Below are 19896 nucleotides of genomic sequence, written 5' to 3' on the forward strand. Positions count from 1 at the left end.
GGAGGGGGATCGGCCTTCGGTTTCGGCGGCTCGACGAACTGGCTCAGGATCTCGACCGGAATCACCACTTCGGCAGCGCGCCGGAGCAACCCGCTTTGCAGTGCCCAGAGCGCTGCCGCATGAAAGACGATGACGCTGCCGGCAATGACGACATTGCGGGAAAGGCCGAGGACGGAGGGGGGAGGGGCAAAGCGATCAGACACGATCAACCATTCGAATGCGGGCACTCAAGAAAGTGCCACGATTGCAGCAAAACCGCTACGAAGACGCTAACTGCGCTATTTTCGGAAAATCCACCAGACCGAGCCTGCGACCAGGATCAGGCTGCCGCCGAGCGCCGAGACGAGTTCCATGCCTTGCTTTCCTTGATGGAGTTGGCAAGCTGGATCGCCCTCGGACCCGGTTCGCAATTCAAGGCGGCGACCGGGTGCGAAGCGCTGCACTGCGCGACGATATCGCGCGCACAACCTTCACACTGGCCACACTGGGTGGCCACGCCGAGTTCGAATTGGACTTCGTCGAAGGTCATGCCCGCGCGCACGTGACGTGCGATTTCGCGGTCGGAGACTCGGCGGCAGACGCAAACGATCATGGCGGTGAAAGCGGCAGTTGGCTGGCTGTTGGATGTGGCTGATTATAAATAAGAATTTATCGCATTTGCAATAACTATGGTGTTACCGATTCCTGCAACGCCCGCTTGCAGCATTCAGACGTCCGACCAGAGCCGCAGAAGATTGTGATAGTGGCCGGTGAGCGCCACGGTTTCCTCGCACTCGCCAAGCCGCGCCCGCAGCTTCTGGATGCTCTGGTCCAGTTCGAAAAGCATGCCGCGCTGCTGGTCGCTGCGCACCATGCTCTGCAGCCAGAAGAACGAACAAACCCGCGCGCCCCGGGTAACGGGATGCACCCGGTGCAGGCTGCTGGCCGGATAAAGAATGAGATCGCCGGCAGGCAGCTTCACTTCGTGCGAGCCGTAGGTGTCTATCACTTCCAGTTCGCCGCCGTCGTAGTCCTCCGGCTCGCAGAGAAAGAGGGTGCAGGACAAGTCGGTCCGCAGCTGCTCCCCGCCGGGCACGGCTCTTACCGCACCGTCGACATGCACCCCGTAGTTCTCGCCGCCTTCGTAGCGGTTGAACAGCGGCGGCACGAAGCGCAACGGCAGCGCGGCCGAGAAGAAGAGGGCATTCCGGGCCAGCGCCGCCAACACCGTCTTGCCGAGCTCGCGGCCGACCGGAGATTGTTCCGGCAACTGCCGGTTGCGCTTGACCTGGGCACCCTGGTCGCCGACGGTCTCGCGGCCATCGGTCCATGGGGCGGCGTCGAGCGCGGCGCGCATCTGGCGAACCTGGTCGGGGCTCAGTACCCCGGGCACATGCAGCATCATTTGTAGGGAATCCCGCAGTCAAAAAAGCTCCGGCATGGGCCGGGGTTCCAGTGTCGCACCGCCTCGGACGAGCCCGGCTGCGGCGGCCGATCGTTCAATAGATGTCGCGACGGTAGCGTCCGCTCGCCGATAGTTCACTGACCAGGTCCTCGCCGGCGATCTGGCGCAAAGCGGCGTCCACGCCCGAGGCCATGCCCCGCAGGCTCCCGCAGACGTAGATCGCCGCGCCGTCCTTCAGCCACTGCAGCAAGGTGTCGGCCGATTGCAGCAGCCGGTGCTGTACGTAGAAGCGCTCCGGCTGGTCGCGCGAGAACACCATGTCGAGGCGTCGAAGCACGCCCTGCGCCTGCCAGGCGTCGATTTCGTCGCGGTAGAGAAAGTCGTGGGCTTGCTGGCGCTCGCCGAATACCAGCCAGTTTTCGTGCTGGCCCGCGGCGGCCCGTGCGCGCAGGTGGGCGCGCAGCCCCGCCAGGCCCGTGCCGTTTCCTATGAGGATCAGCGGCCGGGCCTCGTTGCCATCTATGCGAAAGCCGCGATGCGGCCGCAGGCGCACGGCCACGCTGTCACCGACCGCGAGGGTGGACGTGAGCAGGCCCGACGCGGCGCCCAGCGTGCCGTCGGGATGCTGTTCCTGCCGCACGAGGAGTTGCAGTTCGCCGTCGGAATGCAGGGACGAGATCGAATAGTCGCGAGGATGCGAGGGATCGCTCGCGACCGCCACTTGCGCCAGGTCGCCGGAGGCCCATTGCGGCATCGGACCGGCCTGAGGCACCAATCCCAGATGAAAGACCGGGGCGCCGGCGCTGCCGGGGTTGAGCAGTTCCCGGCTGGTCAGCCGCCATTGCGCGAAGGCGCTGCCTTGCTCTTCGGCGGAGGGCGCGGCATCCGCCGAAGAACCCCACCGGGCTTGCCATACGGCCAGTGCGGCCGGATCGCTGTTGTCGACCTCGACACGCTCGAACTCGCGCTCGGCGCCCGCAGCTTGCAGCCATTCGTCAAGCGCACGCCCGAAGCCGCAGAAGTTGGCGTATTGCCGGTCACCCAGCGCCAGCACTGCGTAGCGGAGCGACCTCAATGGCTGCGGCGAACCCATCACTTGCTCGCAGAAGACGCTGGCGCCGTCGGGCGCATCGCCTTCGCCGTAGGTGCTTGCGATGAAGACGGCTTTGCGGGCGGCGACGAGGGTCGCGGCATCGAGCGTGTTCATCTCCATCACCCGCACAGCAGTGCCGGCCGCTCGCAACTGCCTGGCCGTCTGCCAGGCGATGGTTTCCGCCTGGCCTGTCTGGCTCGCAAAAACCACGAGCGTGGGCGGCTCGTAGCGGCTGCCGGCCGACAGCGCGGCGGCGGCACGCAAGGCTGCCGCTTTTCTGCGGCGCTCGCGCATATAGATGGCGGTGCACAGCGCGCCATAGGCGATCACGGAAGAGCTCGCGCCGAGCGCGCGCCAGGCGGCCTCGTTCATGACCGGGCTTGTGCGGGCCAGTCGCTCGTGGCTCGCATAGTGGGCGATGGATTGCCATGACTCACGAACAACGCGGCAACACCGTGCTGTTCCGCGAAGTTCCACCCCTCGTCGGGCCCCAGCACGGTCAGCACGGTGGCCAGTGCGTCGGCTTCCATGCACTGCGCATGCAGCACGGTGACGCTGGCCAGCGCATGGGCGACCGGCTCCCCGGTGCGCGGGTCGATGGTGTGCGACCAGCGCTTGCCTTCGTGCGCCCGCTGGTGCCACTGGTCGCCGGAGGTCGCAACGGCCAAGTCGGCCAACGCGATGCGCTGCGCGGCTGCAAGGCCGGTGTCGACCTGCACCTGCCACGGCTGCCTGCCGGGACGCCGCCCGACGCCCCGCAGCTCGCCGCCTATTTCAAACAGGAAATCGGCGAGGCCCAAAGCCCGGAGCGCCTGCGTACCGTGATCGACCGCGAAGCCCTTGGCGATGCCGGAAAGGTCGAGCGCCACGCCACCCGGCTGCGTCAGCGAGCCTTCGGCTGCATCGAAGGCCAACCGCTGCCAGCCGACGTGCGAGCGTGCCGCGGCAAGAGCCTGCGCGGAAGGCAATCCGGATTCATCCGCCGAAGGCCCGAAGCCCCAGCAGGCGACAAGAGGTCCCACCGTCGGATCGATTGCCCCGCCGCTGGCAGCTGCCCAGCTTGCCCCGCAGCGCATCACCTCGGCGAACTCTTTCGGAAGCACATGGCGCGACCGGGCGGGCGCACGGTTGATCCGGCTGATGTCCGAATCCTGTTCCCAGTGACTCATCTGCGCGACCACGACGCCCAGCGCGCCCTCGACAGCCGCGCGTACCGCCGCCAGCGGCAGCATCCGCGGGTTGTCGAACCGCAGCGACCAGGTGGTGCCCATCGTCTGGCCTGCCAACTGCTGGAGACTGGCAGGGTCGGCGGGGCGAGGGACGGCGGCGTTGGCGTAGCCGCCGGCGCGCCAGGTGCTGAACGAAAGTCCCAAGGGCGCTTGCCGCGTCAGGGCATCACTTCGAGGGTGGCGGCGTAGCTCAGGCGGCGTTCCCTGGCTTGCGGCACGGTGGTCTTGTTGTCCTTGGTGCTGGCGTCGAGCCAGTACATGCCGGCGGCCGGCCAGGTCACGCTGAACTGGCCCTTGTCGTCGGTCTTGAGCTTGATTTCCTCGAGCTTGTCGCGGTAGTGCGTGTTGCCTGCCGTCACGGTCACTTCGAGGTCTTTCGCGGGCTGGCCGTCGAGGTTGAGCGTGAAGGTGGCTTTCTCGCCCTTGGCCAGGTCGGTCGGGCTGCCGGCGGAGACCAGTTCCAGGCCCTGGCCGACCGGCTTGAGCGCCGAAGGCTTGCCGACGGTCACGAAGGTCTCGATGCGGCCGGACGACTGCGTGATCGTCACTTCCGTTGCATCGGCCGGTACTTCCTTGGCAATGCTCTCGGCCGTGCCGCGTGCGCGCCTGGTCTGGCCGGTGGCCTTGTCCTTCCAGCTCGCGAACGCGCCGGCGTTGACCACTGCGATGCGGTAGGTGCCGGTCTGTGCCACGTTCACGTCGAACACGTTGCGCAGCTTGAGCTTGGCTTCGGCCTCGGGCTTGACGGTGCTGCCGTCGGGCGCGGTGATCTGCAGACCGTCCAGGCGCAGCGGCGCGTGGTTGGCGACGAACAGGTCGTTCGACACCGCGGCGTCGACCGAAACGGTGTCGGCCTTGGAAAACACGGTGGACGAGGGCAGCAGCCAGGCGTTGTGCGCCTGGGCCAGCGAGGCGATGGCGCTGAGGGCGATGGCAAGGCTGGCGGCGCGCAGGTTGAGATGGTTCATGTTGTTGGATCCTGGAAGTGACGGGCTGGCGGTAAGGGGCGGTCGGGCGGCTCGGTCAGGGCTTGAGTTCGAGCTTGATCTCGCCCAGCTCTTCCTTGCCGGAAGCGGTCGGCTGCGCGGCGGCGGTCGGCGGCCACTGGAAGGGAATGCTCACGACTTCGCGGCCGCCCACTTCGCGAGCGGCCTCCACCACCAGCTTGTAGGCGCCGGGCGCGAGCTTGGGCATCTGGGCCGAGCCTTCGGTGAAGCTCAACTGATGCTTGCCGGCTGGCTTGGTGGCGCCCGTGATTCCGTCGACCGGCACCGCGAGTTCACGGCCGCCGCGGCGCCACCATTGGCGCAGGTCCTTCAGCCACTTCGTGCCTTCGCCCTCGGGGTTGTTCGTCTTGGTGCGCACGTCGTACCAGACGGCCAGCGTGCCGGCGACCGTGTTGTCGGCGCGCTCGATCCAGGTCGCCACGTAGGGGCGGTGGTATTCGGAGACATTCAGCCGCGGAATCTCGATGTTGACCGCCAGCCCGGCAGCGAAGGCCGGAGCCGCGAACAGTGCCGACATGGCAAGCGGCGCGAGTGAGTAGCGAACGTGCACGGGAACCTCTTTTTTGTGAAAACGACGGATGGATCAGTGAATGAACAGCAGCGCGAGCAGCACCGGCACCACCAGTCCCATGCCCACCATGGGCCAGGTGAACGGACGGTTGCCGGCGTGCATCTTGAGAATGAACAGGCCGGTGATCGAGAAGACCAGCGCGGCGCCCGCGAAGATGTCGATGAACCAGCTCCACGCGGCGCCGGTGTTGCGGCCCTTGTGGAGGTCGTTGAAGTAGGAGAGCCAGCCGCGGTCGGTGCGCTCGTATTCGATCTCGCCGTCGGCCAGGTTCAGGCGCAGCCAGGCGTCGCCGCCTGGGCGCGGGAGCGAAAGATAGATTTCGTCGTCCGACCATTCGGCGTCGCGGCCGGCGGTGGCGATGTCCCAGTGCTGTTGGACCCAGGCTTGGAGTTCCAAGGGCAGGGGGGCCTTGCCCTTCTCGGCCTTGGCGGCTGGCAACTTTTTTTCGAGCTGCGCGCGCAAGGCTTCGTCGACCGTGCCGCTGAGCCTGGTGACGGCCGGCTTGGCCTCGATCTGGCCGGCGTGATTCAGCGTGAAACCCGTGACGCTGAACAGGATCATGCCGATCAGGCAGATCGCGGAGCTGACCCAGTGCCATTCATGCAGGGTCTTGAGCCAGTAGGCGCGGCGTCGGTTGTCAGGGCGGGCGGCAGTCATCGAAGGCGCGGATTCTATCTGCGCAAATGAGAATGACTGCTAATTGAGGTTGGTTAAGTTACGTAAAGCAATAAAAAACGGGACCGAAGTCCCGTTGGCTGGCAGGCGCGGAAGCCTTGCTTAGTCGAGTTCGCCCATCTGCGACTGCAGGTAGTTCTGCAGGCCGACCTTGTCGATCAGGTCGATCTGGGTTTCGAGGAAGTCGATGTGCTCCTCGGTGTCGTCCAGGATCTCCTGGAGCAGATCGCGCGACACATAGTCCCGCACCGATTCGCAATGCGCGATCCCGTCCTTGATGGTGGCTTGCGCGCCCGTCTCGGCACCGAGGTCGCAACGCAGCAGCTCCGGCACGTCTTCACCGATGTTCAGCTTGCCCAGGTCCTGCAGGTTGGGCAGGCCGTCGAGCATGAAGATGCGGTCCATCAGCTTGTCGGCGTGCTTCATTTCGCCGATCGATTCCTCGTATTCCTTCTTCGCCAGCTTGTCCAGGCCCCAGTGCTTGAGCATGCGGTAGTGGAGGAAATACTGGTTGATTGCGGTCAGCTCGTTCTTGAGCTGCGCCTGCAGATGTTCGATGACCTTGGGGTCGCCCTTCATGACTTTTTCCTTGTTCTGAAAGAGGGGATTGTCAGAGGAGCGTACGCGCGCTTGCAAGCAATCCCATGCTACGCCGGTCTGCATGCGTGTGATGCTGATACACGTTCGTATTGGTTCACATCCAACGGCGTTTCGCAGCCATCGTGAACATAGCAAGCTCCAATACTTTTAATAGTTACCAGCTATTGATTGTGTGCGATTGGTAGTTATACTAATGGCTCGCACTTATCTTTGTCCAACCGCAGCATCTAAGGAATTTCAATGTCCCTGATCAACACCCAAGTCCAGCCCTTCAAGACCCAGGCCTACCTCAACGGCAAGTTCATCGACGTGTCCGACGAGACGCTCAAGGGCAAGTGGTCTGTGCTGATCTTCATGCCGGCGGCGTTCACCTTCAACTGCCCGACCGAAGTCGAAGACGCGGCCGACAACTATCCCGAGTTCCAGAAGCTGGGTGCCGAGGTCTACATCGTGACCACCGACACGCACTTCTCGCACAAGGTCTGGCACGACACCTCGCCGGCCGTCGGCAAGGCCAAGTTCCCGCTGGTGGGCGACCCGACCCACACGCTGACCAACGCTTTCGGCGTGCACATCCCCGAAGAAGGCCTGGCGCTGCGCGGCACCTTCGTTATCAATCCTGAAGGCATCATCAAGACGGCCGAAGTGCACTCCAACGAAATCGCCCGCGACGTCAAGGAAACCCTGCGCAAGCTCAAGGCAGCCGTCTACACCGCCGCTCACCCGAACGAAGTGTGCCCGGCCAAGTGGAACGAGGGCGACAAGACGATCGCTCCGTCGTTCGACCTCGTCGGCAAGATCTAAGCATCCCGGTGCGAAAGCCCGGGCGCTCACGAGGCCCCGGGCTTTTTTGTCCCCCAGTTGATAGTTTCCAGTTATCGAAAGAGAGTTCCTCATGCTCGACGCAAACACCAAAGCCCAATTGAAGAGTTACCTCGAACGCGCCACGCAGCCGATCGAGATCGTCGCCTCGCTCGACGACAGCAAGGCCTCGGGCGAAGTGTTGTCGCTGCTGAAGGACGTGGCTGATGTGTCCCCGCTGGTCAAGCTGACCGAAAGCCGCGACGACAACCACCGCAAGCCCTCGTTCTCCATCAACCGCCCGAGCGAAAACCACGGCCCGCGCTTTGCCGGCCTGCCCATGGGCCATGAATTCACGTCGCTGATCCTTGCGCTGCTGCAGATCGGCGGCTATCCCCCGAAGGTCGAGCAGGCCGTGCTCGACCAGATCAAGGCGCTCGACGGCGACTTCGAGTTCGAAATCTACGTCTCGCTCACCTGCCACAACTGCCCCGACGTGGTCCAGGCGCTGAACCTGATGGCGGTGCAGAACCCGCGCATCCGCGCCACCATGATCGAAGGCGGCACCTTCCAGGAAGAGGTCAAGGAGCGCCAGATCATGGCCGTGCCGACCGTGTTCCTGAACGGCACCGAATTCGGCCAGGGCCGCATGAGCCTGGAAGAAATCCTCGCCAAGATCGACAACAGCGGCGTCGAGCGCGAAGCGAAGAAGATTGCCGGCAAAGATGCATTCGACGTGCTGATCGTCGGCGGCGGCCCGGCCGGCGCCGCGGCAGCCGTGTATGCCGCGCGCAAGGGCATCCGCACCGGCGTGGCCTCGGAGCGCTTCGGCGGCCAGGTGCTCGACACCATGGGCATCGAGAACTTCATCTCGATCAAGGAAACCGAAGGACCCAAGTTCGCCCACGCCCTCGAGGAGCATGTGCGCGACTACGAGGTCGACATCATGAACCTGCAGCGTGCCAAGGCACTGGTGCCGGGCAACGACCTCATCGAGGTGCAGCTCGAAAGCGGCGCCTCGCTCAAGAGCAAGACCGTGATCATTTCGACCGGCGCGCGCTGGCGCAACATCAACGTGCCCGGCGAGCACGAGTTCAAGAACAAGGGCGTGGCCTACTGCCCGCACTGCGACGGCCCGCTGTTCAAGGGCAAGCGCGTCGCGGTCATCGGTGGCGGCAACTCGGGCGTCGAAGCGGCGATCGACCTGGCCGGCATCGTGGGCCACGTCACGCTGATCGAGTTCGACACGCAACTGCGCGCCGACGCCGTTCTGCAGCGCAAGCTCAAGAGCCTGAACAACGTCGACATCTTCACCAATGCGCAGACCACCGAGATCACCGGCGACCAGAAGGTCAACGGCCTAGTCTTCAAGGACCGTGCGACTGGCGAACTGAAGACGGTTGAGCTCGAAGGCGTGTTCATCCAGATCGGCCTGGTGCCCAACACCGACTGGCTCAAGGGCACGGTCGAGCTGTCGAAGCACGGCGAAATCATCGTCGACGCACGCGGCCAGACCTCGGTGCCGGGCGTGTTCGCGGCGGGTGACGCCACCACCGTGCCGTTCAAGCAGATCATCATCGCGGCGGGCGACGGCGCGAAGGCGGCGCTGGGCGCGTTCGATCACCTGATTCGCACATCGGCTCCTGCCTGAGGGCGCGTCGGTCCAGCCAGCCATGAAAAAGCGCCCGCCAGCCGGGCGCTTTTTGCTATCCAGAAGACAGCGGAATCAGTACGTCAGCCGCTCGGGCCGCAGTTCCTGCAGGATCGTCGTCGCGATTTCCTCGATCGACTTGGTGGTGGTCGACAGCCATCGGATGCCGGCGCGCCGCATCATCGCCTCGGCCTCGCTCACCTCGTGGCGGCAGTTCTCGAGGCTGGCGTAGCGGGAGTTCGGCCGGCGCTCGTTGCGGATCTCGCTGAGCCGGTCGGGCTGGATGGTCAGTCCGAAGATCTTCTTGCGGTGCGGCGTCAGGGCCGGCGGCAGCTGGCGGCGGTCGAAGTCTTCCGGGATCAGCGGATAGTTGGCCGCTTTCAGGCCGTGCTGCATTGCCAGGTAGAGCGAGGTAGGCGTCTTGCCGCTGCGGCTCACGCCCACCAGGATCACGTCGGCGCCTTCGAGGTCGCGGTTGCTCTGGCCGTCGTCGTGCTGCAGGCTGAAATCGATCGCGGCGATGCGGTCGTTGTATTCCTTGCTCTTGCTGACGTCGCTGAAGCGGCCGATGCGGTGGTTGGACTTCACGCCCAGTTCTATTTCCAGCGGCCGCACGAAGGTGCCGAACATGTCCAGCAGCATGCCCTTGCAGCCGGTTTCGATCACTTCCAGCACGTCCATGTTGGCCAGCGTGGTGAAGACGATGGGGCGCACGCCCTCGAGTTCGGCGGTGTGGTTGATCTGCCGCACTGCCTGGTGGGCCTTGTCGACCGTGTCGGTGAAAGGCAGCCGGACGTGGCGCGGTTTCATCTCGAACTGGGCCAGAACGGCGTTGCCGAAGGTCTCCGCGGTAATACCGGTGCCGTCGGAAATGAAGAAAACTGTGCGTGAATGCGTGGTCATGCGGCCTTGTCCTGCGGCGCGGGCAACCTCGCCACGCCTACAATCCGGGCCATTATCGGGAATCCGCTTCCCGGCCCCAATTCTTTCCATGCACACCGCGCCCGCACCCAAAGCAACGACAACGATCGTGCCGCGCCGTCTGCATGCGGCACCGGTTTCAACTTCTGGAGCTTCCCCATGTCTGCACTTTTCGACGCGACCGCCCTGGTCGTACCGTTTGAAAACCTGAGAATGACCGACGTCGAGGCGGTTGGCGGCAAGAACGCCAGCCTCGGCGAAATGATCTCGCAGCTGCCGCAGGGCGTGCGGGTGCCGACCGGTTTCGCGACCACGGCGCACGCATTCCGCCAGTTCCTGGCCCACGACGGCCTGGCCGACAAGATCAGCAAGCGCCTGGCCGCGCTGGACACCGAAGACGTGCGCGCGCTGGCCGCCGCCGGCGCCGAGATCCGCGCCATGGTCGAGGCCCAGCCGTTCCCGGCCGACCTGCAGAAAGCCATCGGCGAAGCCTTTGCCACGCTGAGCGCTGGCAACCCGGCCGCGTCGTTCGCCGTGCGTTCCTCCGCCACCGCGGAAGACCTGCCCGACGCCTCGTTCGCCGGCCAGCAAGAGACTTTCCTGAACGTGGTCGGCATCGACGACGTGCTGCACAAGATGAAGGAGGTCTTCGCCTCCCTCTACAACGACCGCGCCATCAGCTACCGCGTGCACAAGGGCTTCGAGCACGACGTGGTCGCGCTGTCGGCCGGCGTGCAGCGCATGGTGCGCTCTGACCTCGGCGCCGCCGGCGTCATGTTCACCATCGACACCGAATCGGGCTTCGAAGACGTGGTGTTCATCACCTCCAGCTACGGGCTGGGCGAAACGGTGGTGCAGGGCGCCGTGAACCCCGACGAGTTCTACGTGCACAAGCCGACCCTCAAGGCCGGCAAGAAGGCCGTGATCCGCCGCAACCTCGGCTCCAAGCTGATCCAGATGGAGTTCGCGACGCCCGAAGAGAAAAAGGCGAGCGGCAAGCTGGTGAAGACCACCGACGTCAAGGCCGAGCAGCGCAATCGCTACTCGCTGAGCGACGCCGACGTCGAGCAACTGGCCAGGTATGCGCTGGTCATCGAGGAGCACTACGGCCGCCCGATGGATATCGAGTGGGGCAAGGACGGCACCGACGGCCACCTCTACATCCTGCAGGCGCGGCCCGAGACGGTGAAGAGCCAGCAGCAGGGCAAGGCCGAGCAGCGCTACAAGCTGCTGGGCAAGGGTGCGGTGCTGGCCGAAGGCCGCGCCATCGGCCAGAAGATCGGCACCGGCCCCGTGCGGCTGGTGCACAACATCAGCGAAATGGACAAGGTGCAGGCCGGCGACGTGCTCGTCACCGACATGACCGATCCCAACTGGGAGCCGGTGATGAAGCGCGCCGCCGCCATCGTCACCAACCGTGGCGGGCGTACCTGCCACGCGGCCATCATCGCGCGTGAACTCGGCATTCCGGCCGTGGTCGGCTGTGGCGACGCCACCGACCTGCTGAAAGACGGCACCCTGGTGACCGTGAGCTGCGCCGAGGGCGACACCGGCTTCATCTACGACGGCCTGCTCGAGACCGAAGTGACCGAAGTGCAGCGCGGCGTGATGCCCGAGATCGATCTCAAGATCATGATGAACGTGGGCAACCCGCAGCTCGCCTTCGACTTCGCGCAGTTGCCGAACCACGGCGTGGGCCTCGCCCGCCTGGAGTTCATCATCAACAACAACATCGGCGTGCACCCGAAGGCGATCCTCGACTATCCGAACGTCGACAACGACCTGAAGAAGGCCGTCGAGTCGGTGGCTCGCGGCCACGCCTCGCCGCGCGCGTTCTACGTCGACAAGGTGGCCGAAGGCATCGCGACCATCGCGGCGGCGTTCTGGCCCAAGCCGGTCATCGTGCGCCTGTCCGACTTCAAGTCGAACGAGTACCGCAAGCTGATCGGCGGCAGCCGCTACGAGCCGGAAGAAGAGAACCCGATGCTGGGTTTCCGCGGCGCAGCGCGCTACCTGAGCGCCGATTTCGGCGAAGCTTTTGCCATGGAATGCGAGGCGCTGAAGCGTGTGCGCAACGACATGGGCCTGACCAACGTGCAGATCATGGTGCCCTTCGTGCGCACGCTGGGCCAGGCTGAGCGCGTGACCGGCCTGCTCGGCGAGCACGGCCTGAAGCGCGGCGAGAACGAGCTCAAGCTGATCATGATGTGCGAGGTGCCCAGCAACGCCATCCTGGCGGACGAGTTCCTGCAGTTCTTCGACGGCTTTTCGATCGGCTCGAACGACCTGACGCAGCTCACCCTGGGCCTGGACCGCGACTCGGGCCTCGAACTGCTGGCCGCCGACTTCGACGAGCGCGACCCTGCCGTGAAGGCCATGCTGAGCCGCGCCATCAAGGCCTGCAAGGCGCAGGGCAAGTACGTCGGCATCTGCGGTCAGGGCCCCAGCGACCACCCCGACTTCGCGCTGTGGCTGGCGGAGCAGGGCATCGAGTCGATCTCGCTGAACCCCGACAGCGTGATCGACACCTGGCAACAACTCGCCAAGCGCTGAAGCCCGTGGATTGCGGAAATCCCCCATGGGGGATTCCCGCGTCATCGGCCTGTTTTTGAAACAAATTGCGTATTTGCTGCCAGACTTGAGGGAACTCACGGGCGCATCCCGGAACGGGGACCACCATGATTCTTCTCAAGACCGAAGCGGGCCACCAGGCCCTCAAAGACCGCTCGGTCCCGCTGTCGCCGCGCCAGCGCTCGGCGTTCATCCTGTTCGACGGCAAGCGGTCGGTCGATGAAGTGCTCGCCGCGGGCATGGGCATTTCGCGGGAGGACATCGATCAGATGATCTCGCTCGGCGTGCTGGAGCCTGTGGGCGGCAAGGCCGCGCAGCCTGTTGCCGCGGGCCCGGCCCCTGCCGAGGAGCCGAAGCCGGCCGCCAGCGGCTCCGGCCGCAGCAAGCAGCAGCGCTACAAGGACGCCTATCCCATCGCCACCCAGCTCACCGGCAGCCTGGGCCTGATGGGCTTCCGGCTCAACCTCCAGGTCGAGGGCACGACCAGCTACGACGACCTGGTGGCGCTGGCGCCGAAGATCCGTGCCGCGGTCGGCCCGGAGAAGGCCGCAGCCCTGGACAAGGCCCTGGGCGACTGAGCCGCCTTGCCGGGGTGCGGAATACAGGGCTATAATCGCCGGCTTTGCCTTGCCACACTGCGCCCGACGCTGCAGGTGGCTTTTCCTCTTCTTCGGAAGAATCCACAAGGAGTGCCATGCGTCACTACGAAATCATTTTGCTGATCCACCCGGATCAGAGCGAACAAGTTCCGGCCATGCTGGAGCGCTACAAGGGCCTGATCACGGCCGGCGGCGGCAATGTCCACCGCGTTGAAGACTGGGGCCGCCGTCAGCTGGCTTACCAGATCAACAAGCTCAACAAGGCGCACTACCTGTGCGTCAACATCGAAGCCGAACAAGCCGTGATGGCCGAACTGGAACACGCGTTCAAGTTCAACGACGCCGTGCTGCGCCACCTGACCGTCCAGAAGAAGAAGGCCGAAACCGGTCCTTCGTCGATGATGAAGACGGTCGAGCGCGAAGAGGCCCGCAAGGCCCAGCAGGCCGAGTACGCCGCCAACAACAACTGATGGTGTGACTGCTGCCGCTGCGGCAACCGGGGTCAACCAGCTTCTGCTGTCCGCCTCCGTTGCCGAACTCGGAGCCTTGCGATTCACGCCGGCCGGCTTGCCCGCCATCGACCTGAAGCTCGAACACGAGTCGACGCTCCAGGAAGAGGGCAAGCCCCGGCAGGTCAAGACGGCCCTCAAGGCCGTGGCCTTCGGCGCAATCGCCGAACGGCTCGCAAAGCAGTCGATGGGGAGTCTCTGGCGTTTTCAGGGCTTTCTCGCGACACCGGGCAACGGCAAGCATCCGGTCCTGCATATCCAGGATTTTCAGCAAGATTAATTTTCGAAAAGAGGTCCTCAAATGGCCACGTTCAAGAAATTCAACAAAGACAAGCGCCCGAAGCGCAACACCCAGTCGCTGCTGTTCAAGCGCAAGCGCTTCTGCCGCTTCACCGTCGCTGGCGTCGAAGAAATCGACTACAAGGACATCGACACGCTGCGTGACTTCATCAGCGAAAACGGCAAGATCATCCCCGCCCGCCTGACCGGCACGCGCGCGATCTACCAACGCCAGCTGAACACCGCCATCAAGCGCGCGCGCTTCCTGGCCATGGTGCCGTACAGCGACCAGCACCGCGTCTAAGGAGTCGAGAACATGCAAATCATTCTTCTGGACAAGGTTGTCAACGTCGGTGCCCTGGGCGATATCGTCAAGGTCAAGGACGGCTACGCTCGCAACTTCCTGATCCCGACGGGCCTGGCCCGCCGTGCCACCGCTGCCAACAAGGCCGAATTCGAAGCCAAGCGCGCCGAACTCGAAAAGGCTGCGGCCGCCAAGCTGGCTGAATCGCAAGCTCAAGGCGAAAAGCTCGGTGGCACGACCATCAAGCTGACGCAAAAGGCCGGCGTCGACGGCCGTCTGTTCGGCTCGGTCACCAACGGCGACATCGCCGAAGAGCTGGGCAAGCAAGGCTACAAGGTTGTCAAGTCGCAGGTTCGCCTGCCCAACGGCCCGATCAAGGTCGTCGGCGACAGCACCGTGAGCGTTGCCCTGCACACCGACGTGGTGGTCGACATCACCGTGACGGTCTACGGCGAAACCGCCTGATCGCTCACAGCGCCTTGTGCGCTGCAGCAGAAGCCGCCTTCGGGCGGCTTTTCTTTTTTCGCGCACGTGTTTTCCAGCGCATTGCACTGGAAGATCACCGTTTATTCACAACCTTGTCCACACACGCATCGGCGTGCGCGGCTTAGCATGCAGGGTTGCAAGGGAAGTCCATGTCCGCCGTTTTCTCCTATGCCGACAATGACCCGTCGGCCGACCGCCAGATCGCCCAACTGCGCATTCCGCCTCATTCCATCGAGGCCGAATCGAGCGTGCTCGGCGGGCTGCTGCTCGACAACGGGGCTTGGGACCGCATGGGCGACCTGCTGGTCGACGGCGACTTCTACCGGCACGAACACAAGCTGATCTATGCCGCCATCGGCGGGCTGATCAATGCGAGCAAGCCGGCCGACGTGATCACGGTCTACGAGCAGCTGCAGAACCTCGGCAAGGCCGACGAGATCGGCGGGCTGGTCTACCTGAACTCGCTCGCGCAGTACGTGCCAAGCGCGAGCAACATCCGGCGCTATGCGGAGATCGTGCGCGAGCGCTCGATCCTGCGAAAACTGGTGTCCGCCAGCGACGAGATCGCGACGCAGGCCTTCAACCCGCAGGGCAAGCCGGTCGACAAGATCCTGGACGAGGCAGAGCAGAAGATCTTCAACATCGGCGAAGAAGGCACGCGGATGAAGCAGGGCTTCCAGAGCATGGATGCCCTGGTGGTCGAGCTGCTCGACCGCGTGACCGAGATGGCCGAGAACCCGAACGACATCACGGGCATCCGCACCGGCTTCCACGACTTCGACAAGATGACCTCGGGCCTTCAGCCCGGCGACATGATCGTGTTGGCTGCGCGTCCGTCGATGGGCAAGACCTCGCTCGCCATCAACATCGCCGAGCACGTGGCGCTCGACGAAGGCCTGCCGGTGGCCGTGTTCTCGATGGAAATGGGCGCCTCCCAGCTTGCGGTGCGTATCGTCGGCTCCATCGGCCGCATCGACCAGGGCCATCTGCGCACCGGCAAGCTCAGCGACGAGGAGTGGCCGCGCCTGACCGAGGCCATCGAGAAGCTGCGCACGGTGTCGCTGCACATCGACGAGACGCCGGGCCTCTCGACCAGCGAACTGCGCGCCAATGCGCGGCGGCTGGCGCGCCAGTACGGACGGCTCGGCCTGATCGTGGTCGACTACCTGCAGCTGATGTCGACCAGCAGCTCCGACGAGAACCGCGCCACTGCCGTGGGCGAAATCTCGCGGGGCCTGAAGATGCTGGCCAAGGAACTGAAGTGCCCGGTGATCGCGCTGTCGCAGCTCAGCCGCGGCGTCGAGAGCCGCACCGACAAGCGCCCCATGATGAGCGACTTGCGCGAATCCGGCGCCATCGAGCAGGACGCGGACATCATCATGTTCATCTACCGCGACGACTACTACGACAAGAACAGCAAGGAGCCGGGCGTGGCCGAGGTGATCATCAGCAAGCACCGCAACGGCCCCACGGGTACCGTCAAGCTGGCCTTCCTGAAGCCGCTCACCAAGTTCGAGAACCTGGCCGGCTACAGCAACAACGAGCAGTACTGAGCGGGCCTACTTGATCGGCACGATCTGCCCCTGCACCTTCTCGACCTTGAAGGTGCGAAGCAGGTCGGCCAGCGTCTTGCCGGGCTCGTCGCGAAAACGATCGGGCAGCATGTCGATCGCGTCCATGCGGTCCAGCCGGAAGCCGCGGAAATCGTCGCGCAGTTCGCACCACGCCGACAGCGTCCACACCTTGCCCCAGTAGAAGCAGCCCAGCGGCCGCACCGTGCGTTCGCTGGCGTCGCCCGACACGTCGCGGTAAGCCAGCCGCAGCTTGTTGCGCGACTGCACGGCCTCGCGCAGCGTCTGCAGCCGCGCACGCAGGGCGGGTTCCAGGCCCATGGCGGGAGCGTAGAGCGCCAGCGCCTCGGCCGACACCCGCGCCGCCGCCGGCAGCACCGACAGGATCTTGCCGAGGCCGGTCTCGATGTCGCGTGCGAGCGCCGGATCGACCCAGCTCTGCGCCATCCGCGCGGCAGCCACCAGGGCCGACGCCTCGTCCTGCGTGAACATCAGCGGCGGCAGCTCGAAGCCCATGCCCAGCCGGTAGCCCATGCCGGCCTCGCCTTCGATGGGCACGCCCTGGTGCTGCAGGTCGGCCACGTCGCGGTACACCGTTCGCTCCGACACCTCGAGCCGCTGCGCCAGGAAGGCGGCCGTGGTGAGGCGCCGCCCGCGAATGAGCTGCACGATCTGGAAGAGGCGGTCGGCGCGGCGCATCGGCTTGTTCCGTTCAGCTCTTTCCGGGGCTCAGGCGACGCCGATGTGGATCGCCACCTTGTCCGGTCCTTCATAGGCCTCGAAATCGCTGCTGTAGCTGCGTGTGACCTCCGGGTGCGTCTCGAAGTATTGCCATATGCGTTGCCAGGCGGCTATCACCATGTGCGGCATCTCGCCCTGTCCGGTGAAGACGAGGTAGTCGCCGGCTTCGACGGAAATGCTGCCTTGCCCGTTCGAGACGGCGACACCGGCGGTCACGTCGAACGCGCCATCGGCGTCCGACTCGTAGCCCGAGTAGACGCTGAAGATGCGGATGTCCGCCGTCCGGTTCGGTGTCGACGCGTAAGTTTCTTCGCCGAAGAAGCGTCCCCACAGCGCGCCGAGGCGCGCGGTGGCCGGCGTGCTCTCTTCGCGGTTGGTGGTGCGCACGGTAATGCCCGAAACGCGAAAGGCGTCGACGTGCTGGCGGATGGGTTCCATGTTTCTTTCTTCTCCTCAGAACGATAGTGTCTTCGTTTCCGCCTTCATGGCCTGGGCGATCAGCCGCATGTCGTCATCGTTGACCTCGAACATGCCGAAGCGGAATTTGTAGCCCCACTGCCTGGGGTTCTCGATGAATGCGCGCCGTTCGATCAACGGCGCGATGGGCGCTTCATGCGACGCGGCATATGCCACGTCGCGGCGCCACGGCACGAAGCCGTTGCCCATGTCGAACTCGTACGGCCCGCCCGACTGCACGATGCCGATCGCGACGAAGCTCTGCAGCCTGTCGGTGCCGCCGAAGACCGTGGCCGGCGAATAGTAGGCCACGCGGTCGCCGGGCGACAGCCGCTTGAGCGGCGCATGCTTGCCGTGGCCCACCTGCATGAAGCCAGTGGGCCGGTGGTCGCGGCCACGCCGGGCATGCTCGGCGCTGGCCACGGCGATCCAGTTTCGCTGCGTCATGGTGGTTCAGTCCGGTGCGTGCAGGCCGACTTCGTTGCCTTCGGTGTCGCGCATGTAGGCGATGAAACCCATGCCCGGAGGCAGCGCGGACTTGGCCCCCACGATCTGTCCGCCAGCCGCCTCGACGCGTGCCAGCACGGCGTCGATGCCGGGCGTGCAGTCGAGGTAGATGCGGATTCCGGTGCCTGCACGTGCGCTGCCGCTCGCGCCGGCTTGCAGGGCGCCGCCCGTGGCGGGCTTGTCGTGGGGGAACACGGCCAGCGTGTCGGCGCCGAAGGTCTCGCGACGCAGCTTGCGGCCCAGTACGGTCTCGTAGAAGGCCTGGGCGCGGTCCATGTCGGCGACCGGGATCTCGAACCAGCTGATGGCGTTTTGCATTTGGAGGGCTCTCTTTCGTGTGTTGTTGAGGAGCCTCGATGGTGCTGGCGGGCTACTGACAGCGTCTTGTCAGTAGCCTGTCGGCAGGTCGAAAAAAAGCCCGCGCATGCTCCGGGGAGCATGCGCGGGCCCTGTGCGGGACGAAGCGAAGGCTAGAGCACGTCGCTCGCGAAATCGGCCAGCCGCGAGCGTTCGCCGCGCGCCAGCGTGATGTGCCCGCCGTGCGGCCAGCCCTTGAATTTGTCGACCGCGAAGGTCAGGCCGGAGGAGCCTTCCGTGAGGTACGGCGTGTCGATTTGCGCGAGGTTGCCCATGCAGATGATCTTGGTGCCGGGGCCTGCGCGCGTGATCAGCGTCTTCATCTGCTTGGGCGTCAGGTTCTGCGCCTCGTCGATGATCACGTACTTGTTCAGGAAGGTGCGCCCGCGCATGAAGTTCATGCTCTTGACCTTGATGCGGCTGCGGATCAGCTCGTTGGTGGCCGCGCGGCCCCACTCGCCGGCACCGCCGCCGTCACCCTTGGCCAGGAACTCGAGGTTGTCGTCGAGCGCGCCCATCCAGGGGCCCATCTTTTCTTCTTCGGTGCCGGGCAGGAAGCCGATGTCTTCGCCCACGCTCACGGTGGCGCGGGTCATGATGATCTCGGTGTAGCGGCGGTCGTCCAGCACCTGCGTGAGGCCGGAGGCCAGCGCCATCAGGGTCTTGCCGGTGCCGGCGGTGCCGGTCAGCGTGACGAAGTCGATCTCCGGGTCCATCAGCAGGTTCATCGCGAAGTTCTGCTCGCGGTTGCGGGTGTTCACGCCCCACACGGCGTTCTTGCCCGAGCTGTAGTCCTTGAGCGTCTTCAGCACCGCGGTCTTGTCGCGGATTTCGGTGACGCGCGCGTACATGCTCGGCTCGCCTGGCGCTTCGAAGAACACGAACTGGTTGATGTACAGGTTGGGCACCAGCGGGCCGCTGATCCGATAGAAGGTGTTGCTGCCGCTCTGCCAGCTTTCGACCGTCTTGCTCTGGCGGGTCCAGAAGTCGGGGGGCAGGGCCAGCGAGCCGGCGTAGAGCAGGTCGCCGTCTTCCAGCGTCTTGTCGTTCTGGTAGTCGTCGGCGGCCAGGCCGAGCGCGCGCGCCTTGACGCGCATGTTGATGTCCTTCGACACCAGCACGACCTCTTGCTTCGGCTTGCCTGGCTTGTCGGTGGCGTACTCGTCGCGCAGCGCCTGCACCACGCCGAGGATCTGGTTGTCCGCCTTGCCCTGGGGCAGGCTGACCGGCAGCGAGTAGTCGAGCGGTGCGGTCTGGAAGAACAGCCGGCCGCCGGCTTCGCGGTGGCCGGTGGTGTCGAGCTTCAGGCCCTTGTCGATGTCGGCATCCTGCGCGGCGGCCAGCGCGTCGAGCGTGCGGCTGGTCTGGCGGCCGTTGCGGGCGACTTCGGTGGTGCCTTTCTTGTGGCCGTCGAGCTCTTCCAGCACGATCATCGGCAGGAAGATGTCGTGCTCCTCGAAGCGGAACAGGCACATCGGGTCGTGCAGCAGCACGTTGGTGTCGAGCACGAAGAGCTTGGCGGGGCCGGCGGACTTGCTGCGCTTGGGGCGGGCGGGACTTTGCGGCGCCGAGGCGACAGGTGCC

General features: G+C 65.0%; 23 protein-coding genes and 1 pseudogene. 9 read left to right on the top strand and 15 right to left on the bottom strand.

The window, feature by feature from the left end:
• The 9 genes and pseudogenes from AC1RVW_RS28755 to bfr all read right to left on the bottom strand — a co-directional run.
• Positions 1 to 209: pseudogene (locus AC1RVW_RS28755) on the bottom strand (energy transducer TonB); the annotation flags it as partial.
• Positions 210 to 319: 110 nt separating this feature from the next.
• The gene (locus tag AC1RVW_RS28760; protein ID WP_493204058.1) at positions 320 to 592 is read right to left on the bottom strand and encodes a (2Fe-2S)-binding protein; all 273 of its coding nucleotides are present in this window, start codon (positions 590 to 592) and stop codon (positions 320 to 322) included.
• Positions 593 to 706: 114 nt separating this feature from the next.
• Positions 707 to 1384 (bottom strand): Fe2+-dependent dioxygenase, encoded by a 678-nt coding sequence (locus tag AC1RVW_RS28765; protein WP_493204060.1) that lies wholly within the window; start codon positions 1382 to 1384, stop codon positions 707 to 709.
• A gap of 94 nt (positions 1385 to 1478) precedes the next feature.
• On the bottom strand, positions 1479 to 2849 hold the full coding sequence (locus AC1RVW_RS28770) for a sulfite reductase subunit alpha (RefSeq protein WP_493204062.1): 1371 nt from the start codon (positions 2847 to 2849) through the stop codon (positions 1479 to 1481).
• Positions 2846 to 3748 carry an FAD:protein FMN transferase gene (locus tag AC1RVW_RS28775; protein ID WP_493204064.1) on the bottom strand — a complete coding sequence of 301 codons (903 nt, stop codon included), beginning with the start codon at positions 3746 to 3748 and terminating at the stop codon, positions 2846 to 2848. The genes AC1RVW_RS28770 and AC1RVW_RS28775 overlap by 4 nt, the downstream gene beginning before the upstream one ends.
• A gap of 116 nt (positions 3749 to 3864) precedes the next feature.
• Positions 3865 to 4674, bottom strand: a complete 810-nt coding sequence (locus AC1RVW_RS28780; RefSeq protein ID WP_493204066.1) for a DUF4198 domain-containing protein — start codon at positions 4672 to 4674, stop codon at positions 3865 to 3867.
• A 55-nt stretch (positions 4675 to 4729) separates the two neighbouring features.
• A complete protein-coding gene (locus AC1RVW_RS28785; RefSeq protein WP_493204083.1) occupies positions 4730 to 5230 on the bottom strand; it encodes a DUF2271 domain-containing protein in 501 nt (166 codons plus the stop codon).
• A 66-nt stretch (positions 5231 to 5296) separates the two neighbouring features.
• Positions 5297 to 5941, bottom strand: a complete 645-nt coding sequence (locus AC1RVW_RS28790; protein WP_493204068.1) for a PepSY-associated TM helix domain-containing protein — start codon at positions 5939 to 5941, stop codon at positions 5297 to 5299.
• Between the two features lie 120 nt (positions 5942 to 6061).
• Positions 6062 to 6538 carry a bacterioferritin gene (gene bfr / locus AC1RVW_RS28795; protein WP_493204070.1) on the bottom strand — a complete coding sequence of 159 codons (477 nt, stop codon included), beginning with the start codon at positions 6536 to 6538 and terminating at the stop codon, positions 6062 to 6064.
• Between the two features lie 261 nt (positions 6539 to 6799).
• Between bfr and ahpC the strand changes: the two genes are divergently transcribed.
• The gene (gene ahpC, locus AC1RVW_RS28800; RefSeq protein WP_007830764.1) at positions 6800 to 7363 is read left to right on the top strand and encodes an alkyl hydroperoxide reductase subunit C; all 564 of its coding nucleotides are present in this window, start codon (positions 6800 to 6802) and stop codon (positions 7361 to 7363) included.
• 91 nt (positions 7364 to 7454) lie between these two features.
• Positions 7455 to 9011 (top strand): alkyl hydroperoxide reductase subunit F, encoded by a 1557-nt coding sequence (ahpF, locus tag AC1RVW_RS28805; RefSeq protein WP_081270475.1) that lies wholly within the window; start codon positions 7455 to 7457, stop codon positions 9009 to 9011.
• Positions 9012 to 9086: 75 nt separating this feature from the next.
• On the opposite strand, the gene ppsR is transcribed toward ahpF, so the two are convergent.
• Positions 9087 to 9914, bottom strand: a complete 828-nt coding sequence (gene ppsR / locus AC1RVW_RS28810) for a posphoenolpyruvate synthetase regulatory kinase/phosphorylase PpsR (RefSeq protein ID WP_081270474.1) — start codon at positions 9912 to 9914, stop codon at positions 9087 to 9089.
• Positions 9915 to 10091: 177 nt separating this feature from the next.
• On the opposite strand from ppsR, the gene ppsA reads away from it, so the two are divergent.
• From ppsA to dnaB, 7 genes are all read left to right on the top strand, one after another.
• Positions 10092 to 12485: a phosphoenolpyruvate synthase gene (gene ppsA, locus AC1RVW_RS28815; protein ID WP_285414506.1), complete on the top strand. Its 2394-nt coding sequence runs from the start codon at positions 10092 to 10094 to the stop codon at positions 12483 to 12485.
• 125 nt (positions 12486 to 12610) lie between these two features.
• Positions 12611 to 13081 carry a hypothetical protein gene (locus tag AC1RVW_RS28820; protein WP_493204073.1) on the top strand — a complete coding sequence of 157 codons (471 nt, stop codon included), beginning with the start codon at positions 12611 to 12613 and terminating at the stop codon, positions 13079 to 13081.
• 116 nt (positions 13082 to 13197) lie between these two features.
• On the top strand, positions 13198 to 13572 hold the full coding sequence (gene rpsF, locus AC1RVW_RS28825) for a 30S ribosomal protein S6 (RefSeq protein WP_081270471.1): 375 nt from the start codon (positions 13198 to 13200) through the stop codon (positions 13570 to 13572).
• Between the two features lie 4 nt (positions 13573 to 13576).
• Complete coding sequence (gene priB / locus AC1RVW_RS28830; RefSeq protein ID WP_081270470.1) at positions 13577 to 13891, top strand: primosomal replication protein N; 315 nt, start codon at positions 13577 to 13579, stop codon at positions 13889 to 13891.
• Between the two features lie 21 nt (positions 13892 to 13912).
• Positions 13913 to 14194, top strand: a complete 282-nt coding sequence (gene rpsR, locus AC1RVW_RS28835) for a 30S ribosomal protein S18 (RefSeq protein WP_007830781.1) — start codon at positions 13913 to 13915, stop codon at positions 14192 to 14194.
• A gap of 12 nt (positions 14195 to 14206) precedes the next feature.
• Positions 14207 to 14659 carry a 50S ribosomal protein L9 gene (gene rplI, locus AC1RVW_RS28840; protein WP_081270469.1) on the top strand — a complete coding sequence of 151 codons (453 nt, stop codon included), beginning with the start codon at positions 14207 to 14209 and terminating at the stop codon, positions 14657 to 14659.
• 170 nt (positions 14660 to 14829) lie between these two features.
• The gene (gene dnaB / locus AC1RVW_RS28845) at positions 14830 to 16233 is read left to right on the top strand and encodes a replicative DNA helicase (protein WP_081270468.1); all 1404 of its coding nucleotides are present in this window, start codon (positions 14830 to 14832) and stop codon (positions 16231 to 16233) included.
• A 6-nt stretch (positions 16234 to 16239) separates the two neighbouring features.
• Here dnaB and AC1RVW_RS28850 read toward each other — a convergent pair whose 3' ends face one another.
• From AC1RVW_RS28850 to AC1RVW_RS28870, 5 genes are all read right to left on the bottom strand, one after another.
• The gene (locus AC1RVW_RS28850; RefSeq protein ID WP_081270467.1) at positions 16240 to 16950 is read right to left on the bottom strand and encodes a helix-turn-helix transcriptional regulator; all 711 of its coding nucleotides are present in this window, start codon (positions 16948 to 16950) and stop codon (positions 16240 to 16242) included.
• Between the two features lie 30 nt (positions 16951 to 16980).
• Positions 16981 to 17430, bottom strand: a complete 450-nt coding sequence (locus tag AC1RVW_RS28855; RefSeq protein ID WP_493204077.1) for a GyrI-like domain-containing protein — start codon at positions 17428 to 17430, stop codon at positions 16981 to 16983.
• 15 nt (positions 17431 to 17445) lie between these two features.
• Positions 17446 to 17895, bottom strand: a complete 450-nt coding sequence (locus AC1RVW_RS28860) for an EVE domain-containing protein (protein WP_493204079.1) — start codon at positions 17893 to 17895, stop codon at positions 17446 to 17448.
• 6 nt (positions 17896 to 17901) lie between these two features.
• On the bottom strand, positions 17902 to 18273 hold the full coding sequence (locus AC1RVW_RS28865; RefSeq protein ID WP_106933890.1) for a VOC family protein: 372 nt from the start codon (positions 18271 to 18273) through the stop codon (positions 17902 to 17904).
• A 152-nt stretch (positions 18274 to 18425) separates the two neighbouring features.
• Positions 18426 to 19896, bottom strand: a 1471-nt coding sequence (locus tag AC1RVW_RS28870) for a PhoH family protein (protein ID WP_493204081.1), incomplete at its 5' end; no start/stop codon positions are given.

This window comes from Variovorax sp. MPBD4-3 (assembly GCF_058809745.1).

What these genes read in the sequence shown, in the direction of transcription:
- ahpC (WP_007830764.1), top strand. Translation starts at nt 6,800, where the DNA reads ATGTCCCTGATCAACACCCAAGTCCAGCCCTTCAAGACCCAGGCCTAC.
- AC1RVW_RS28775 (WP_493204064.1), bottom strand. Translation starts at nt 3,748, where the DNA reads ATGGGCACCACCTGGTCGCTGCGGTTCGACAACCCGCGGATGCTGCCG.
- bfr (WP_493204070.1), bottom strand. Translation starts at nt 6,538, where the DNA reads ATGAAGGGCGACCCCAAGGTCATCGAACATCTGCAGGCGCAGCTCAAG.
- AC1RVW_RS28855 (WP_493204077.1), bottom strand. Translation starts at nt 17,430, where the DNA reads ATGGAACCCATCCGCCAGCACGTCGACGCCTTTCGCGTTTCGGGCATT.
- AC1RVW_RS28765 (WP_493204060.1), bottom strand. Translation starts at nt 1,384, where the DNA reads ATGATGCTGCATGTGCCCGGGGTACTGAGCCCCGACCAGGTTCGCCAG.
- AC1RVW_RS28850 (WP_081270467.1), bottom strand. Translation starts at nt 16,950, where the DNA reads ATGCGCCGCGCCGACCGCCTCTTCCAGATCGTGCAGCTCATTCGCGGG.
- AC1RVW_RS28860 (WP_493204079.1), bottom strand. Translation starts at nt 17,895, where the DNA reads ATGACGCAGCGAAACTGGATCGCCGTGGCCAGCGCCGAGCATGCCCGG.
- AC1RVW_RS28820 (WP_493204073.1), top strand. Translation starts at nt 12,611, where the DNA reads ATGATTCTTCTCAAGACCGAAGCGGGCCACCAGGCCCTCAAAGACCGC.
- ahpF (WP_081270475.1), top strand. Translation starts at nt 7,455, where the DNA reads ATGCTCGACGCAAACACCAAAGCCCAATTGAAGAGTTACCTCGAACGC.
- rplI (WP_081270469.1), top strand. Translation starts at nt 14,207, where the DNA reads ATGCAAATCATTCTTCTGGACAAGGTTGTCAACGTCGGTGCCCTGGGC.
- ppsA (WP_285414506.1), top strand. Translation starts at nt 10,092, where the DNA reads ATGTCTGCACTTTTCGACGCGACCGCCCTGGTCGTACCGTTTGAAAAC.
- AC1RVW_RS28760 (WP_493204058.1), bottom strand. Translation starts at nt 592, where the DNA reads ATGATCGTTTGCGTCTGCCGCCGAGTCTCCGACCGCGAAATCGCACGT.
- dnaB (WP_081270468.1), top strand. Translation starts at nt 14,830, where the DNA reads ATGTCCGCCGTTTTCTCCTATGCCGACAATGACCCGTCGGCCGACCGC.
- rpsF (WP_081270471.1), top strand. Translation starts at nt 13,198, where the DNA reads ATGCGTCACTACGAAATCATTTTGCTGATCCACCCGGATCAGAGCGAA.
- rpsR (WP_007830781.1), top strand. Translation starts at nt 13,913, where the DNA reads ATGGCCACGTTCAAGAAATTCAACAAAGACAAGCGCCCGAAGCGCAAC.
- AC1RVW_RS28785 (WP_493204083.1), bottom strand. Translation starts at nt 5,230, where the DNA reads ATGTCGGCACTGTTCGCGGCTCCGGCCTTCGCTGCCGGGCTGGCGGTC.
- AC1RVW_RS28865 (WP_106933890.1), bottom strand. Translation starts at nt 18,273, where the DNA reads ATGCAAAACGCCATCAGCTGGTTCGAGATCCCGGTCGCCGACATGGAC.
- AC1RVW_RS28770 (WP_493204062.1), bottom strand. Translation starts at nt 2,849, where the DNA reads ATGAACGAGGCCGCCTGGCGCGCGCTCGGCGCGAGCTCTTCCGTGATC.
- AC1RVW_RS28780 (WP_493204066.1), bottom strand. Translation starts at nt 4,674, where the DNA reads ATGAACCATCTCAACCTGCGCGCCGCCAGCCTTGCCATCGCCCTCAGC.
- ppsR (WP_081270474.1), bottom strand. Translation starts at nt 9,914, where the DNA reads ATGACCACGCATTCACGCACAGTTTTCTTCATTTCCGACGGCACCGGT.
- AC1RVW_RS28790 (WP_493204068.1), bottom strand. Translation starts at nt 5,941, where the DNA reads ATGACTGCCGCCCGCCCTGACAACCGACGCCGCGCCTACTGGCTCAAG.